Raw genomic sequence first — 15708 nt, 5'->3', positions numbered from 1 at the left:
GCGCCCGCAACGCGGACGCCCTTTCGATTGACGATCGCTCGATCAGGCGAAGGCGATCGTGGCCCGGCGGCGGCGCATCGCGCCCCCGATCATGCCGAAGCCGGCGATCAGCATCGCCCAGGTCGCCGGTTCGGGAACCCCGGCCGCGAACTGGCTGTAAATATCGGCGGACGTGATGTGATAGCCCGAATTGGCGAGCACATCGAAGGAGATGTTCCAGCCCATCGCGTCATAGGCCGCGAGGTCGAGCGCCGTGATGTCGCCCATCTGGCCGTAGCAGAAGGTCGGGTCCATGATGCCGAGCTGGCCGGTGCAGCCGGCCGTGTCCTTCCAGTGCGAAGCCTGGCGCCCATCTCCGGTGTAGCGGCCGGTCGAGAAGAGCGAATTGCCGAACAGCTGGGTTACGCCGCCGTCGATCGAGAAGTAGCTGGCGGTATTGGCAGACAGATCGAGGATCGGACCGTTGCCTGCGACAAGATTCCGCGGATCCATGCTGTAGCGGAACATGTCGAGCGTCGAATAAAGCGACGCGTTGTCGAAGTTGTAGGTGATCGGGTTGGCGGCGAAATAGTCGTAATAATCGACGCCCGAGACGAAGCCGAGCGCGTGACCGATCTCGTGGATCGCGACGCCGATGAAGTCCATCGTGCCCGCCGTGATGCCGTCGGTTGGATCGAAGTCGAAGGCGAAGTTGGACGAGAAGGTCACGTCGCCGTCATGGCCGGTGTCGCTGTAGGTGTAATCGGCCGTGCCGCCCAGCGCCTTCACCACCGAGGTGTTGGCCCACAGCACGCGGTTGTTGACGCTGCCGTTGGTGTCGTAGACGAAATTGCTCGTCGAGACGCTGTTTCCGGCTGTCGAGTTGTGCGCCACTGCGATGCCGCCGTTGACGACAGTCGGAAGGTGGGCAAGCGCCGCCGTGTCGAGCGCGCTCTTCGCGCTGTTAGCGGCCAGCGCACCCGCGAAAGTCGAATAATTATAGTCCATCTTGGCGCTGCCGGTCTGACCGATGATGCCGGCATCGAGAGCGGCGAAGCTCACGCCAAGGTTGATCGTGACGTTGTTGGAGAGCACCGATCCCCAATAGGCTGCGGCGATCTTGAAGCCGCGTTCGGCGACCGACCCCGTTACGCCGCCATTGTCGATCAGGTTGATCGTCGCCGCGTTCGCGCTGGTCGCGACGGTCAGCGCCGCCGTAAAGCAGCAAAGAGCAGTCTTCAATTTCATGCTAGCCCCCAAAGCAACTGAAACGGGGCGTCCCCACGACCCCCGTCCGTTGGGTAAATGAATCCTTAATGACATAATGGAGTCAAGCATCCGCTCATCCATTCGGGGAGGGCGGTGGCGCGAAATGGCACAGATGGAACGCTTTTGCCGCCGAGCGGAGCGCGAAGCCGGGGCGAACGCGTAACTTTATAACAAAAGGGCGTCCGCATCGGCGGACGCCCTCTGTTCCGAAAGGTCTGGCCTCAGGCGAAGATAACGGTCGTCCGGCGGCGGCGCATTGCGCCGCCTACCATGCCGAAGCCGGCGATCAGCAGCGCCCATGTCGCGGGCTCCGGAACCGCAGCGAAGCGGTTATAGATGTCGGCCGAGGTGATCTTGTAGCCCGAGTTGGCGAGAACGTCGAAGGAGATGTTCCAGCCGATCGCATCCATCGCCGCGAGATCGAGCGCGGTTACTTCGCCCATCTGTGCATAGCAGAAGGTCGGGTCCATGATGCCGATCTGGCCCGAGCAGCCTGCCGCGTCCTTCCAGTGCGAAGCCTGACGACCGTCGCCATTATAGTAACCGGTCGAGAAGAGCGAATTGCCGAACAATTGGTTCGCACCGCCATCGATCGAGAAATAGCTGGCCGTACCAACCGAAACATCGAGCGCGGGACCGGCGCCCGGCGCAATATTCGTCGGATCGGAGCTGTAGCGGAACAGGTCCAGCGTGCTCAGAATCGCATATTGCTGCACGTTGACCGTGCGATAGCTATTATAGAGTGGCCCATTCGGGCCGCCCACGATGTCATAGGTGTCGACCCCCGAGACGAAGCCGAGCGCGTGGCCGATCTCGTGGATGGCGACGCCGATGAAGTCCATCGAGCCGGCCGTGATGCCGTCGGTCGGGTCGAAGTCGAAATTGAAAGCGGTGCTGAACGTCACCGAGCCATCCACCGTTGCGGCGGTCGAAATGCCGAGCGCCTTCAGGTTTGCGGTGTTGACGTCGAGATTTTTGTTGTTGTTCGAATTGGTGCCCGTCGTGTCGGTGTCCCACACCTTCGTGGCGGTGTTCACGCCGCGCGTGCCGTTGGCGCTGGCATAGCCGCTGGTGATCATCTTGATCGCGCCGTTCGTCGTCGTCGGCAGCACCGCCGTCGAATCGAGCGCGCTCTTGTTGGTGTTGGCGTTGAGCGCATTGAGGACGTTGGTGACCGTCGTCACCTCCGACGTGCTGCCGGTCGAGCCGATGATGCCCGTGCCGAGCGCCGAATAGCCGACCTGGAGATTGATGGTGACATTGTTCGAGAGCACCGAGCCCCAGTAAGCGGCGGCGATCTTGAAACCCTGCTCGGCGGCCGACCCGGTGACCCCTCCGGTGTCGATCAGATTGATCGTGGCCGCATTGGCCGGCGCGGCAATAGCCATCGTTGCCGCAAAGCAGCAAAATGCACTCTTCAGTCGCATGATTTTCCCCATTTTGAGTTGGAGAACGGTCCCCACCGCCCCCGCCCGTTAACGAAGCCTAAACATGGGACTGACGTCAAGGCGTCGCGCATATGGAAAATAACTAGATGCAAAATGGGACATATTTGGCGTGGCGTCGCCGGATCAGGGGATGAGGATCGTATCCTCGGCCACTGGCAGCATATCGGGATAGTCGAGCGTATAGTGCAGCCCGCGGCTTTCTTTGCGGTGCAGCGCGCAGCGCACGATCAGCTCTGCGGTCTGGAGCAAATTGCGCAGCTCGATCAGGTCGGGCGTCACGCGGAAATGGCCGTAATAATCCTCGACCTCGCTCGACAGCAGCTTGATCCGGTGCGCCGCGCGCTCGAGCCGCTTGGTCGTGCGGACGATGCCGACATAATTCCACATGAAGCGACGGATCTCGGTCCAGTTCTGCTTGATGACGACTTCTTCGTCGGAATCGGTCACGCGGCTTTCGTCCCACGGCCTGATCGCGGGCGGCGGCGGCAACTCGTCCCAGTTGGCGAGGATATGGTGCGCCGCCGCCTCGCCGAAGACGAAACATTCGAGCAGGCTGTTGGAAGCGAGCCGGTTCGCGCCGTGCAGGCCCGACTGGCTGACCTCGCCTGCGGCATAGAGGCCGGGCAGGTCGGTGCGCCCGTCGCGGTCGATCACCACGCCGCCGCAGGTATAATGCTGGGCGGGGACGACGGGGATCGGCTCGCGCGTCATGTCGATGCCAAGGCCGATCAGCTTCTCGTAGATATTGGGGAAATGCTCGCGCACGAATTCGGGCGGCTGGTGGCTGATGTCGAGATGGACATAGTCGAGGCCCAGCCGCTTGATCTCATGGTCGATCGCGCGGGCGACGACATCGCGCGGGGCAAGCTCGGCGCGCGGATCGAAATCGGGCATGAAACGATGCCCCGTCTCGGGGATCAGCAACCGCCCGCCTTCGCCGCGCACGGCCTCGGTGATCAGGAAATTCTTGACCTCGAGATTGTAGAGGCAGGTCGGGTGGAATTGCATGAACTCCATGTTCGACACGCGCGCGCCAGCGCGCCAGGCCATGGCGATGCCGTCCCCCGTCGCCCCGCGCGGCGCGGTGGAGAAAAGATAGGTCCGCCCCGCCCCCCCCGTGGCGAGGATCGTCGCGCGTCCGGTGAACAGCTCGACGCGCCCCGTCGCGCGGTTGACGGCATAGACGCCCCACACATGCCCCGCCCCCGAATAGCGCATCTCGTGCCGGCTGGTCGCAAGGTCGATCGCCACCATGTCGGGGACGAGTGTGATATTGGGGTGCGCCGCCGCCGCCTTCTCCAACGCATGCTGCACGGCCGCGCCTGTCGCGTCGTCGACATGGACGATGCGGCGGTGGCTGTGGCCGCCTTCGCGCGTCAGGTGGAGCGCGCCTTCGTCGACATTGAAGGGCACGCCAAGCGCCGCCAGGCGCTCGATCGCATGCGGTGCGTTCTCGACGACGAACTCGACGGTGCGGCGGTCGTTGAGCCCCGCACCGGCGATCATCGTGTCCTCGATATGGCTTTCGAACGTGTCGCCGGGTTCGAGCACTGCGGCGATGCCCCCTTGCGCCCAGGCCGTCGACCCTTCGGAAAGCCCGCTTTTGGCGAGCACCAGCACGCGCGCCTTGTCGGCCAAGTTGATCGCGGCGGTCAGCCCGGCCGCGCCGGAGCCGATGATGACGACGTCAAAATTGTGGGACTGGGACAACCAATACTCCGTCGCGGGGCCCGCGCCCCTTATTCAGCAGCCTCGCTCGCGCGGGTGAGGCTCAGGAACACATCTTCGAGGTCGGCCTCGCGCGTCGAGACGTCGACCACGCCGTAACCGGCGGCGGCCACGGCCGCGAGCACCTGCCCGGCATTCACACGGTCCTTGGAATAGGTGATCGACAGCGTGCGATCGCCCTTCAGCGCGATCTTCTCGAAAGCGTCGGACTGCGGAGGGGCCGCGACCGCGCGGTCGACGGTGACTTCGACGACCTTCTCGCGCGCCTTGCCCACCAGCTCGCGCGTCGGTTCGTTGGCGATCACCTGTCCGTGGTTGATGATCGCGATGCGATCGCACAGTTGCTCGGCTTCCTCGAGATAATGGGTGGTGAGGACGATCGTGACGCCCTGATCGTTCAGGTGGCGCACATAAGTCCAGAGCTGCTGGCGAAGCTCGATGTCGACGCCCGCCGTCGGCTCGTCGAGCACGAGGATGGGCGGCGAATGGACCATCGCCTTGGCGACGAGCAGGCGGCGCTTCATGCCCCCCGAAAGCGTGCGCGCATAGGCATTGGCCTTGTCCTCGAGATGGACGGCGCGCAGCAGCTCCATCGAGCGGCGCTGATCCTTGGGCACGCCGTACAGGCCGGCGAACAGCTCGAGCGTCTCGAAAGGCGTGAAGAAGGGATCGAACAATATCTCCTGCGGCACGATCCCGATCGAGACCTTGGCGTTGCGCGGGTGCTCGTCAATGTCGAAGCCCCAGATCGTCGCCTTGCCGGAGGTCTTGTTGACGAGCCCGGCGAGGATATTGATCAGCGTCGACTTGCCCGCGCCATTGGGGCCGAGAAGCCCGAAAATCTGCCCGCGCGGCACGTCGAAACTGACATTGTCGAGCGCGCGCTTGCCGCCCTTGTAGGTCTTGGAAAGCGACTGGATGCTGATCGCGGCTTCGGTCATGCTTTGGCAGATAGCGCCGCGATCATGCCGCGCCAACAGGAATGAAGCCGGTCAGAAGCGCGTCTTTAGCCTGACGAGCGCCCGCCTGCTTACCGCTCCGCCTGCCAGCGGCGCGCTTTCCACCACCACGGCGCCGGTCACGCCCTTGGCAATTCCCGTTTCCGCCATGAACGGCTTTGGTTCGAAACGATCCGCGGGCAGGGGTTTCAGCCGATGGTGATCCGGATCGGCCGATCCGCACACCACGATCTCCCCATTCACGCTCCCGCCGCAACGGCGCGGTGCGGGCTTCAGGCTTTTGAGGTCGAAATCGCCGCCGACTCCTATCGTGACGGCCGCTCCCTGCAAGGCGAATGCGAACAGCCGGAGCACCGGCGGCGCCTCCAAAATGGTCCCGCTGCGTGATCGGCATGATTTGCGGCGACGATATGGCGGTCGGAACCCGACATCGGTCCGCTCGTTCAAACCGAAAGCCGCATCAAGCGGCATCGAGAGGAAATGCAATGGGAAAAGGCATCCTGCTCTGGCTGATCGGCGTGCCGATCCCGGTCATATTGCTGCTCTGGTTTTTCTTCTTCAGATAGCGCGCGGGCGGCGGCAGCCGATTGCAAGCCTGTGCTGCGCTTGCTAGCAGGCGGGCATGACCGACCAGCCCGAAACCTTCCGTGTCGAGCATGCCCGCGTCGCCTGCGACGGCGCCGGCGAGATCGCTCCCGCCCTCGGCCATCCGCGCGTCTGGCTCCAGATCGACGAGAAAGGCTATGTCGATTGCGGCTATTGCGATCGGCGTTATGTGCTGATCGGCGGCCCGGCCGACGAACAGGGTGCGCAAGCGGCTTAATCGCCCTATATCGGTGCCATGGCTGACAGCACCGATCCCCGTTCTTTCCTCTATCGCGGCGACCTCGATCCCGACAGCGCGCTACGCCTGACGGCAGAAGCCATTGGCCGCTGCGACGATGGCGAGCTTTACCTTCAATATATCGCGAGCGAGAGCTTCGGTTTCGACGATGGCCGGCTGAAGACCGCCGACTATTCGACCGACGCGGGATTCGGCCTGCGCGGCGTATCGGGCGAGACGACCGCCTTCGCCCATGCCAATGAGTTGAGCGTGGCCGCCATCCGGCGCGCGGGCGAGACGATGCAACTGCTCGATCCTGCGGCCAATGTGCCGGCCCCGCCGCCGCAGCGCACCAACCGCCATCTCTATACCGCCAGCGATCCGCTCTCGCTCGTTCCCTTCGCGAAGAAGGTCGCGCTGTGCGAGGCGATCGACGCTGCCGCTCGCGCGCGTGATCCGCGCGTGGCGCAGGTTTCGGTCGGGCTTTCGGGAAGCTGGAACGTGGTCGAGATCGTCCGCGCCGACGGTCATGTCGCGCACGACGTGCGCCCGCTCGTCCGCCTCAACGTCTCGATCGTGGCCGAGCAGAATGGTCGGCGTGAAAGCGGCTTCTTCGGGATGGGCGGCCGCTACCTCTACGATCGGCTGCTCGATCCCGCGCACTGGAATCGTGCGATCGACGAAGCGCTGTCGCAGGCGCTGGTCAATCTCGAATCGATCGCCGCGCCTGCGGGTGAGCAGACCGTGCTGCTCGGACCGGGCTGGCCTGGCGTGCTGCTGCACGAAGCGATCGGCCACGGCCTCGAAGGCGATTTCAACCGCAAGGGCACCAGCGCCTTTTCGGGACGGATCGGCGAGCGCATCGCGGCACAGGGAGTCACGGTCGTCGACGACGGATCGATCCCCGATCGACGCGGATCGCTGACCATTGACGACGAAGGCACGCCGACGCGCGAGACGGTGCTGATCGAGGACGGCATCCTCAAAGGCTATATGCAGGATCGGCTCAATGCCCGCCTGATGGGGGTAGAACCCACGGGCAATGGCCGCCGCGAATCCTACGCCTATGCGCCCATGCCGCGCATGACCAACACCTTCATGAAAAGCGGCGACAGCGATCCCGCCGAACTGCTGGCGCGGTTGAAGAACGGCATTTTCGCCAAGAGCTTCGGCGGCGGTCAGGTCGATATCGTCTCGGGCAAGTTCGTCTTCTCATGCACCGAGGCCTATCGCGTCGAGAACGGCCGGCTGGGTGCGCCGATCAAGGGCGCGACGCTGATCGGCGACGGCCCTTCGGTGCTGACCAAGGTGATCGGCATCGGCAACGACATGGCGCTCGACGAAGGCGTGGGCATCTGCGGCAAGGGCGGCCAGTCGGTGCCTGCGGGCGTCGGCCAGCCGAGCCTGCTGGTCGGTGGCCTCACCGTCGGGGGGACAGCTTAAGCCTCATGGCGTCGCGCTTCGATAGCCTGCCCAGCCGGCGCGCCATCGTCGATCGCCGCGCGGTCGCCGATGATCTCGCCGCGCTCGAAGGCGAGGGCGCGGGGCTGCGCGCCGCGATGGTGGCGGTCCTCAGGCGCGTGCTCGACGCGGGGCGCGCCGAGATCGCCGGGCGCCTCGCCGAACATCCCTCGCGCGGGATCGAGGCGGCATCGGGCCAGGCATTCCTGATCGATCAGCTCATCCGCCTGATCTTCGATTTCACGACACAGCGCCTTTATCCGATCAACAATCCCACCGCTGCCGAACGGCTGACGCTGCTCGCGGTCGGCGGCTATGGCCGGGGGGAGATGGCGCCCTATTCGGACGTGGACATCGGTTTCCTGACGCCGTGGAAACAGACCGGCTGGACCGAGCAGGTCATCGAATCGATGCTTTATACGCTCTGGGATCTGGGGCTGAAGGTCGGCCATTCGAGCCGCTCGCTCGACGAGATGGTGCGTATGGCGAAAAGCGATCTCACCATTCGCACCGCCTTGCTCGAGGCGCGCTATGTCTGGGGCGATCAGGCGCTTTACGACGAGGCCTCGGCGCGTTTCGGACAGGAAGTAGTGGCGGGCACCGCGCGCGCCTTCATCAACGAGAAGCTGGCCGAGCGCAACGAGCGCCATAAGCGGATGGGCGACAGCCGCTATGTCGTCGAGCCCAACGTCAAGGAAGGCAAGGGCGGTCTGCGCGATCTGCACACGCTCTTCTGGATCGGCAAATATATCTACCGTGTTCAGAGCGTCAGCGATCTCGTGGAAAAGGGGCTGCTGACCCGCGCAGAGCTGCGACAGTTTCAGAGTGCCGAGAATTTCCTGTGGGCCGTGCGCTGCCACCTACATTTGATCGCCGGCCGCGCTGAGGAAAGGCTGACCTTCGACGTTCAGCGGGAGATCGCCGATCGGATGCGCTATGCCAACCGGCCGGGCGGTTCCGCCGTCGAGCGCTTCATGCGCCACTATTTTCTCGAGGCGAAGAAGGTCGGCGACCTAACCGGCGTCTTCCTCGCGCATCTCGACGACAGCTTTGCGAGCAAAGGGCGGCGGATCGGCTTGCCGTTGCTCAGGCGCACGCCGCGCGGGTTGAACGGATTCCGCCTCGATCGCGGCCGGCTTGCGCTGCCGTCCGACGATTTCCTTGCCGCCGATCCGGTCCGACTGATCGAGATGTTCGCGCTGGCCGACAAGCACGGCCTCGAGATTCACCCGCAGGCCATGCGAGCTGCGGGGCGCGACGCGAAGCTGATCGGCGCCGCCGTCCGCCGTGATCCGCGCGCCAACGCCCTGTTCCTCGATGTGCTCACCTCGCCTCGCGATCCGGAGACGGTATTGCGCTGGATGAACGAAGCCGGTGTCTTCGGCCGGTTCGTGCCCGATTTCGGCCGCGTCGTCGCACAGATGCAGTTCGACATGTATCATCATTATACGGTCGACGAGCATTCGATCCATGCCATCGGCCTGTTGTCGAAGATCGAGCGCGGACTGTTCAAGGAAGACCATCCGCTCGCGAGCATCCTGATCCACCAGATCACTTCGCGGCGCGTGCTCTATGTGTCCGTCCTGCTTCACGATATCGCCAAGGGCCGGGGAGGCGATCACAGCATTCTTGGCGCGGAGGTGGCGGAGGAGCTTTGCCCGCGTTTCGGACTGACTGCGGCGGAGACCGAGCTGGTCGCCTGGCTGGTGCGCTGGCACCTGCTGATGTCGGCGACCGCATTCAAGCGGGACCTCGCCGATTTCAAGACGATCCTCGATTTCGTCGAGGCCGTGCAGAGCACCGAGCGACTGCGGCTGCTGCTGCTGCTCACCGTCGTCGATATCCGTGCGGTCGGCCCCGGCGTATGGAACGGATGGAAGCGCCAGCTGCTCATGGACCTCTACAATGCCGCAGAGGAAGTGCTGCGCCTCGGCCACAAGCAGACGGGCCGCAAGGAACGCGTCACTGCCAAGCAGGAGGAATTGCGCCAGCTGCTCGGCTGGGGTGCTGACGCGTTCGATCGCTATGTTCGCCGCCTGCCCGAAAGCTACTGGATCGCCGAGCCCGTCGACGTGCAGGCGCGCAATGCCCGCCATGTCGCGGACGCGGGCGACAGGCCGCTGTCGATAGGCGCGCAGGTCTATCCCGAACGCGGCGCGACGCTGGTCACTGTCTACGCCGCCGACCATCCGGGCTTGTTCTACCGGATCGCGGGTGCGATCCACCTCGCGGGCGGCAGCGTTATCGACGCGCGTATCCACACCACGCGCGACGGCATGGCGCTCGACAATTTCCTCGTCCAGGATCCTTTCGGCCGCCCCTTCGATGAGGCTGATCGGCTTGAGCGGCTGCGGGCCGCGATCGAGGATTCGCTTGCCAACCGCAATCGCCTGACCGACCGGCTCGCCGCCAAGCCGCTGGTCCGCGCGCGTGCCGACGCGTTCAGGATCGAACCCAGCGTCTTCATCGATAACAAGGCGTCGAACCGCTACACTGTGATCGAGGTCAACGCGCAGGATCGCCCCGCGCTGCTCAACAGCCTCGCGCGTGCGCTCTTCGAATCGAAAGTGACGATCCATTCCGCGCATGTCGCGACTTATGGCGAGCGCGCGGTCGATACTTTCTACCTGACCGACCTGATCGGCGACAAGATCGTCGCGCCGGCGCGGCTGAAGGCACTTGAGAAGCGATTGATCGAAGCCGCACCCGGCACGCCCGAGAAACGCGCGGCCGCCTGATCCGCCTGCGTCCGAAAGAAAAGGCCCGCCCCGCTTGCGCGGGACGGGCCTGAAGTCGATCTCGTCAGGCGATCAGAACTTGCCGCGCAGCGTCAGCCCGTAGGTGCGCGGCTCGGCCAGGAAGGCGGAGAAGATCTGCGCGCCGCCGGGATATTGCGACGAGGTGAAGTTCGGCGAAGCCGCGCCTGCCTGGAACGGCGAGTTGAAGGCGACCTGCATATAGCCCCTGTTGAAGATGTTCTGCGTCCAGACCTCAACCGCCCAACGCTGGTCGGGGCCGCGGATGCCGATGCGGGCATTAACCAGCGCGAAGCCGTCCTGCGCCTTCTGCGGGAACAGGTCGGAACCTGTATTATAGTCACCGGTCAGGCGGCTGTCGACGTAGAGCAGGCCCGACAGGCCCGACCCGCCGATCGGCGGCGACCAGCTGAACGACGCGGTCGTCACGATCTTCGGCGCGTTGGAGATCTGCTTGCCCGGCAGCACGCGCAGCGCGGGATCGAGCGGAAGGCCGGTGGCGCTGCCGACGAGATCCTTGCGATATTTGGTGCTGGCATAGGTCAGGCCGGCATTGAACTGAACATAGCGGACCGGCGAGACATTGGCCTCGAGCTCGACGCCCTGCGCCAGCACGCCGTAGGTCACATCGCCCTTGGCGCATGATCCGGTCGTCGCGCTGGTGTCGGTGTCGGCATCGCTGCCGCCGATCAGGTTCTTACAGCCGTTGATGTTCTGGACGATGTAGTTCGAACCGTTGAAGGTGTTCAGCTGGAAGTTGCTGAACTCTTCGCGGAAGGCGGAGACGTTGAAGTTGAAGCCGCGCAGCGAGAATTTGCCGCCCACTTCGTAAGACGTCACCTTCTCCGCGCCGAACTGCAGCACGCCGCTGCCGACCAGGTTCTGCAGCCCGGTCTGGCCGCCCATCGGGGTCAGCGGCGACTTGATCGACGAACGGTCGAGGTTGAAGCCGCCCGCCTTATAGCCGCGCGCGTAGCTCGCATAGAGCAGCAGGTCGTCGATCGGTTTCCACGAGACGATCGCCGTGCCGGTGAACTGATCCTCGCTGCGCCGGTCATGGGCGGTGGCGCCGTTGATCTCGCTGCTCGAATTGCCGAGACAGGTCAGCGTGATCAGCGAGCCGGCGAGGGATGCGAGGCTCGGGTTGGTGAGCAGCGGGCCGAGCGCCTGCTGCTGCGGCAGACAGAAGTTGTTGTCGTTGTTGAAGCTCGCGTTGAACTTCTTGATTTCCTTCGTCCAGCGCACGCCCAGCGTCACGTCCAGCTTGTCGGTGATGTGGAAGATATTGTGCGTGAAGAACGCGAAATTGTTGCTCCGCTGGCGATAGGTGTCGTTGATGCTGCCGACGCTGCGCACTGAGTCGAGCCGGTCGAAAGCCGCCCAGACCAGCGGCGACGCCGCACCGAACAGCGCCGGGCGTGCGGCGAGGCAGCCGGGCGAAGTCGGCGAATAGAGCGCGGACAGCGAACTGCCTGAGACGACGCGACAGGTGGCGAAGCGCCCATAGTCGCGGCCGAAGTGGAGATTGTCGACGAGGCGGAGCGATTCGTGCGAGAAATAGCCGCCGACGAGCCAGTCGAGCTTGTTGTTGAACGCCGAGCCTTGCAGGCGGACTTCCTGGCTGAACGTGCGGAAGCGCCGGTCATAGGCGTTCTTGCCCGGATCGCGATACAGCAGGTCGAGCTGGCTGTAGTCGGTGTCGGAGCCCTGATTGGTCTCATAGTTGCGATAGGCGGTGATCGAGGTCAGCTTCGCGCCGCCAAAATCCCAGTCGAGCTGGCCCGAGACGCCCCAGTCGGTGGTCTTGCCCGCATAGCTGCGGCCCGACGATACATAGACGTTCCGGTCATAGGGATCTTCGGTGAAAGCCGCGGGGTTCTGGCCCAGATCGGTCATTACCTTGATGATCGTGTTCTTGGTGGGATCGAGCAGCGAGCCGACTTCCGGATTGTCCGCGCGGCGGACATAGGCGGCGGCGCAGCACTTCTCGTTGCGGTGCGTATAGTCGCCGATCAGGCGCAGGCTGATGTCGCTCGTCGGCTCGAACAATATCTGGCCGCGCACGAAATAACGATCGCGATTATTGACGCGCGTATCGTTGACGAGATCCTTGTAGAAACCGTCACGCTTCGACCACAGGCCGTCGACGCGAACTGCCACGGTCTCCGATACCGGCGCGTTGACGCTGCCGACGAGGCGCCAGAAATCGTAATTGCCGTAGGTCGCCTCGCCCGTCACGCCGAAGCCGGAGAAGCTCGGCTTCTTGGTGACGATGCTGATCAGGCCGGCGGAAGCGTTGCGGCCGCCCAGCGTGCCCTGCGGGCCGCGCTGGACCTCGACGCGCTCGATGTCGCCGATGTCGTTGAGGCCGGCGCCGGTGCGCGCGCGATAGACGCCGTCGATGAACACCGCGACCGAACTTTCGAGGCCGGGATTGTCGCCGACGGTGCCGACGCCGCGGATGCGGGCCGAGCCGTTGGCTTCGGAACCCGTCGAGGACACGAGTAGCGACGGCGCGAGCTGATTGAGCTGGCGGATGTCGGTCGCGCCCGAATTCAGCAGCGCTTCGCCGCTGACGGCGGAAATGGCGAGCGGCACGTCCTGCAACTGCTGGGCGCGGCCCTGCGCGGTGACGATGATGTCGGCGCCGGTATCGGCTTCTTCGGTGGCGGCGGCCTGCGGTGCCGCTTCCTGCGCCATCGCAGGCGCGGCCAGTGCGGCACAGGCAGCCGTCATCATCCAAATATGCTTGGGCATCAAACTCTCCTCCAATAAGTTTTATTTTGTTGTTTGATGACCAGCCTATCGTAGCTGTGGCAAAGATGCCATCGGCTAAATGGCGGAAATCCGTTATTTTTTATGTCTCGCGGCGAATATGCAACAGCATCCCCGGTTGACGCTACGGCAACCGGGCTTTCCGCTCACGTAAAAGGAAGGTCGTCGGCGCCGAAAAAGCGCCCGGATTCAAACGGGGCCGGCTCTTTTCCGTCCACGACGGACGGGAAAAGCCGGCCCCGGACCCGCTTATTTGGGGGCGATGACCATCAGCATCTGGCGCCCTTCCATCCGGGGATGCGCCTCGACCTTGGCGATCTCGACGGTATCCGCCTGCACGCGCTGGAGAAGCAGCATGCCGAGCTGGCCGTGGCTGAGCTCGCGCCCGCGGAAACGCAGCGTCACCTTCACCTTGTCGCCCTCGCCGATGAACTCGAAGATCTTCTTCATCTTCGTCTCATAGTCGTGGTCGTCGATGTTCGGACGCATCTTGATCTCCTTGATCTCCTGCGTCTTCTGCGACTTGCGGGCGAGATTCGCCTTTTTCTGCGCCTCGTACTTGAACTTGCCGACATCGAGGAACTTGGCGACGGGCGGGTCCGCGTTGGGCGACACCTCGACCAGGTCCAGCCCCACTTCGGCCGCCTGCTCGATCGCCTCGCGCGTGTACATCACGCCCAGATTTTCGCCATTCTCGTCAATCACCCGGACCTTGGGCGACTGGATAAATTCGTTGAAGCGCGGCCCGTTGGCCGGCGCGGGCGCCATCGGGCGCCGCATCATGGGAGGACGTATAAGACTTGCTCCTGTCACTGTGAACCTGACCGAATGTAGTCTCTCGGGCGGTTCAAGGAAAGGTGGCAGGTCGAAGGCCGCCCAATTTTCCCGCGGGCATGTGCGCTTTTTACGTCAGAATTGCCGGAGCGTGCTGATGGCGGGGGCAAAGAAATATTCGCCGCCGCGATGGTGGACCTGCTCCTCGAAGCTGACCTTACGCCCGGTCGCGGCGAGATCGTTCCACCTGTCGCGCAGGGTGATCGGCGCACCGGCGCCTGTGCCGTGCTGGCCGATGATCGGGTCGCGCCCGGTGTTCGCCTTCGCGAAATCGACATTGTTCGCCCAGAGCCGCTGGGTGAACTCGAACTGGTCGCGCAGATTGGCCTGAAACGCCATGAACATCAGCCCGACCCCGCCGTCGGGCTTGTCGCTGGGGTTGGTCACATGATTGCGCGTGCCGAAGGGCATGCCCCGCCGCGCCATGATGTGGCTCCGCTCGTCTGCAACCGAACCGAACCCCAGGCGCTCCGTGTCGCCGCGCGGATTGGTCTTGCGTATGTGCGCGGAGAATGGGCAGCGCAGCTCGTCCATGTCCGCGCTGTAGTCGAAATTATTGACGACGGGGCGCGCGGCACTTTCTTTGCCGAAAAGCGTCACTGGTGTGCCGTCCTCGAAACGCCCGACCAGAAAGGCGCCGGCAAGCTCGTCGATTCCAAGCTGCTCACCCAGCTTCTCCTCCGCGTCCTTGAAGCCGCGAACATCTTGTTCCAGCTTGCGAAAGACGAAGAAGCTGCCGAAGCCCGTATCGGCATCCGCCGCGCCGGGATCAGCGACCAGCACCTGCCGCAGCGGAAAGCGCGGATCCCAGACATCGATCCCGCCATTCTCGTCGCGCTCGCGGTCGATCAGCTCCTCGATCATCAGCGGCTGGCTGCGTCCGTCGACATAGCCGAAATGCTCGATCCCCTCGGCCTCGCCGCCCGGGTCGCGGCGGAAGATCACGCGCCCCACTTCCATGACGATAGGGTCGAAGCTGCTGGGATCGGCAAGGCCGAGAATCTCATCCTCCTTCAGCTCGACCTGGGCCGATGTCCATTTGTCTTCGCCATCGGGATCGCCCCCGATCAGGATCATGGCATGGATGCGCTGACGATAGCTGGGCTCGAGCGCGCTCTTTGCAGGATCGTTGAGCATCGCGCCGCGCGCCAGCAGCCCGTCGGCAAAGGCGCCGTCATCGTCGGGCTGAGGCATGATGTCCCCGCGCCCGAGAAAGGCGTAGCCGGCAGACGACAACATCAGCCCGACGACGGGACCGCCCGATTTGCCTGTCTTTCGATGCTCGGCCGCGTCATCCAGCTGCCGCTGCGCCGATGTCACATGTTTGGCGATGGCCCGGACGAACGCCCGCCCTTTCGCGGCGTCGAGGAAGTTGAGGAACACATTCCGCGTCGCCCGCCGCCCATGGCCGTCGAGGATGTTCATCTGAAGGTCGGCGAGCATCGCCTTTTCGTCGGCGTTCGCGCTGCTCAGGCGCAGCGCCTTGTCGAGATCGATCGGCATCGCATCCACTCCCCCGTTTCGCTTGGAGGAAAGTCGCCCTCATCGCGGTCGCGGGAAAGCGGATACCGGTCGAAATCGGTGGATTCGGCTGGCATCCGAACAGCCGGCCTCATCGATTCAACGGCTTCGCTGAATCGATTTGCACCAAGTTGGAGTCGGATGCACGCCACGCT

At 64.1% G+C, this 15708-nt stretch carries 9 protein-coding genes and 4 pseudogenes; 3 read left to right on the top strand and 10 right to left on the bottom strand.

The genetic code is table 11. From position 1 onward, the window contains the following. Positions 1–42 precede the first annotated feature (42 nt). The 7 genes and pseudogenes from AC3WT0_RS06365 to AC3WT0_RS06335 all read right to left on the bottom strand — a co-directional run. Positions 43–144, bottom strand: a pseudogene (locus AC3WT0_RS06365) (PEPxxWA-CTERM sorting domain-containing protein); the annotation flags it as partial. Between the two features lie 81 nt (positions 145–225). After that, positions 226–1227: pseudogene (locus AC3WT0_RS06360) on the bottom strand (NF038122 family metalloprotease); the annotation flags it as partial. 242 nt (positions 1228–1469) lie between these two features. Then, positions 1470–1571: pseudogene (locus AC3WT0_RS06355) on the bottom strand (PEPxxWA-CTERM sorting domain-containing protein); the annotation flags it as partial. A 78-nt stretch (positions 1572–1649) separates the two neighbouring features. Next, positions 1650–2636 (bottom strand): annotated as a pseudogene (locus tag AC3WT0_RS06350) (NF038122 family metalloprotease); the annotation flags it as partial. Between the two features lie 183 nt (positions 2637–2819). Further along, a complete protein-coding gene (gene nadB / locus AC3WT0_RS06345) occupies positions 2820–4406 on the bottom strand; it encodes an L-aspartate oxidase (protein WP_492752314.1) in 1587 nt (528 codons plus the stop codon). Positions 4407–4435: 29 nt separating this feature from the next. After that, positions 4436–5365 carry an ABC transporter ATP-binding protein gene (locus AC3WT0_RS06340; RefSeq protein ID WP_492752312.1) on the bottom strand — a complete coding sequence of 310 codons (930 nt, stop codon included), beginning with the start codon at positions 5363–5365 and terminating at the stop codon, positions 4436–4438. Between the two features lie 51 nt (positions 5366–5416). Further along, positions 5417–5869 (bottom strand): hypothetical protein, encoded by a 453-nt coding sequence (locus tag AC3WT0_RS06335; protein ID WP_492752311.1) that lies wholly within the window; start codon positions 5867–5869, stop codon positions 5417–5419. A 136-nt stretch (positions 5870–6005) separates the two neighbouring features. Here AC3WT0_RS06335 and AC3WT0_RS06330 point away from each other — a divergent pair, with 136 nt between their 5' ends. Genes AC3WT0_RS06330 through AC3WT0_RS06320 form a run of 3 tightly spaced genes read left to right on the top strand, consistent with a single transcriptional unit; the run spans position 6006 to position 10405 of the window. Further along, on the top strand, positions 6006–6206 hold the full coding sequence (locus AC3WT0_RS06330) for a zinc-finger domain-containing protein (protein WP_492752309.1): 201 nt from the start codon (positions 6006–6008) through the stop codon (positions 6204–6206). 18 nt (positions 6207–6224) lie between these two features. After that, the gene (gene tldD / locus AC3WT0_RS06325; protein WP_492752307.1) at positions 6225–7649 is read left to right on the top strand and encodes a metalloprotease TldD; all 1425 of its coding nucleotides are present in this window, start codon (positions 6225–6227) and stop codon (positions 7647–7649) included. Positions 7650–7654: 5 nt separating this feature from the next. Further along, positions 7655–10405: a [protein-PII] uridylyltransferase gene (locus tag AC3WT0_RS06320; RefSeq protein ID WP_492752305.1), complete on the top strand. Its 2751-nt coding sequence runs from the start codon at positions 7655–7657 to the stop codon at positions 10403–10405. Positions 10406–10477: 72 nt separating this feature from the next. On the opposite strand, the gene AC3WT0_RS06315 is transcribed toward AC3WT0_RS06320, so the two are convergent. From AC3WT0_RS06315 to AC3WT0_RS06305, 3 genes are all read right to left on the bottom strand, one after another. Next, entirely contained in the window at positions 10478–13180 is a 2703-nt protein-coding gene (locus AC3WT0_RS06315) for a TonB-dependent receptor (protein WP_492752303.1), read from the bottom strand. A gap of 267 nt (positions 13181–13447) precedes the next feature. Continuing rightward, entirely contained in the window at positions 13448–13981 is a 534-nt protein-coding gene (infC, locus tag AC3WT0_RS06310) for a translation initiation factor IF-3 (RefSeq protein ID WP_492752301.1), read from the bottom strand. Between the two features lie 126 nt (positions 13982–14107). After that, positions 14108–15535, bottom strand: a complete 1428-nt coding sequence (locus tag AC3WT0_RS06305; RefSeq protein WP_492752300.1) for a Dyp-type peroxidase — start codon at positions 15533–15535, stop codon at positions 14108–14110. Positions 15536–15708: the final 173 nt, after the last annotated feature.

It is taken from the genome of Sphingomonas sp. EU05-FHT14C10, assembly GCF_058790595.1.
The sequence above is the reverse complement of the archived record's forward strand: the minus strand, read 5'-3'. Positions and strand labels throughout refer to the sequence as shown.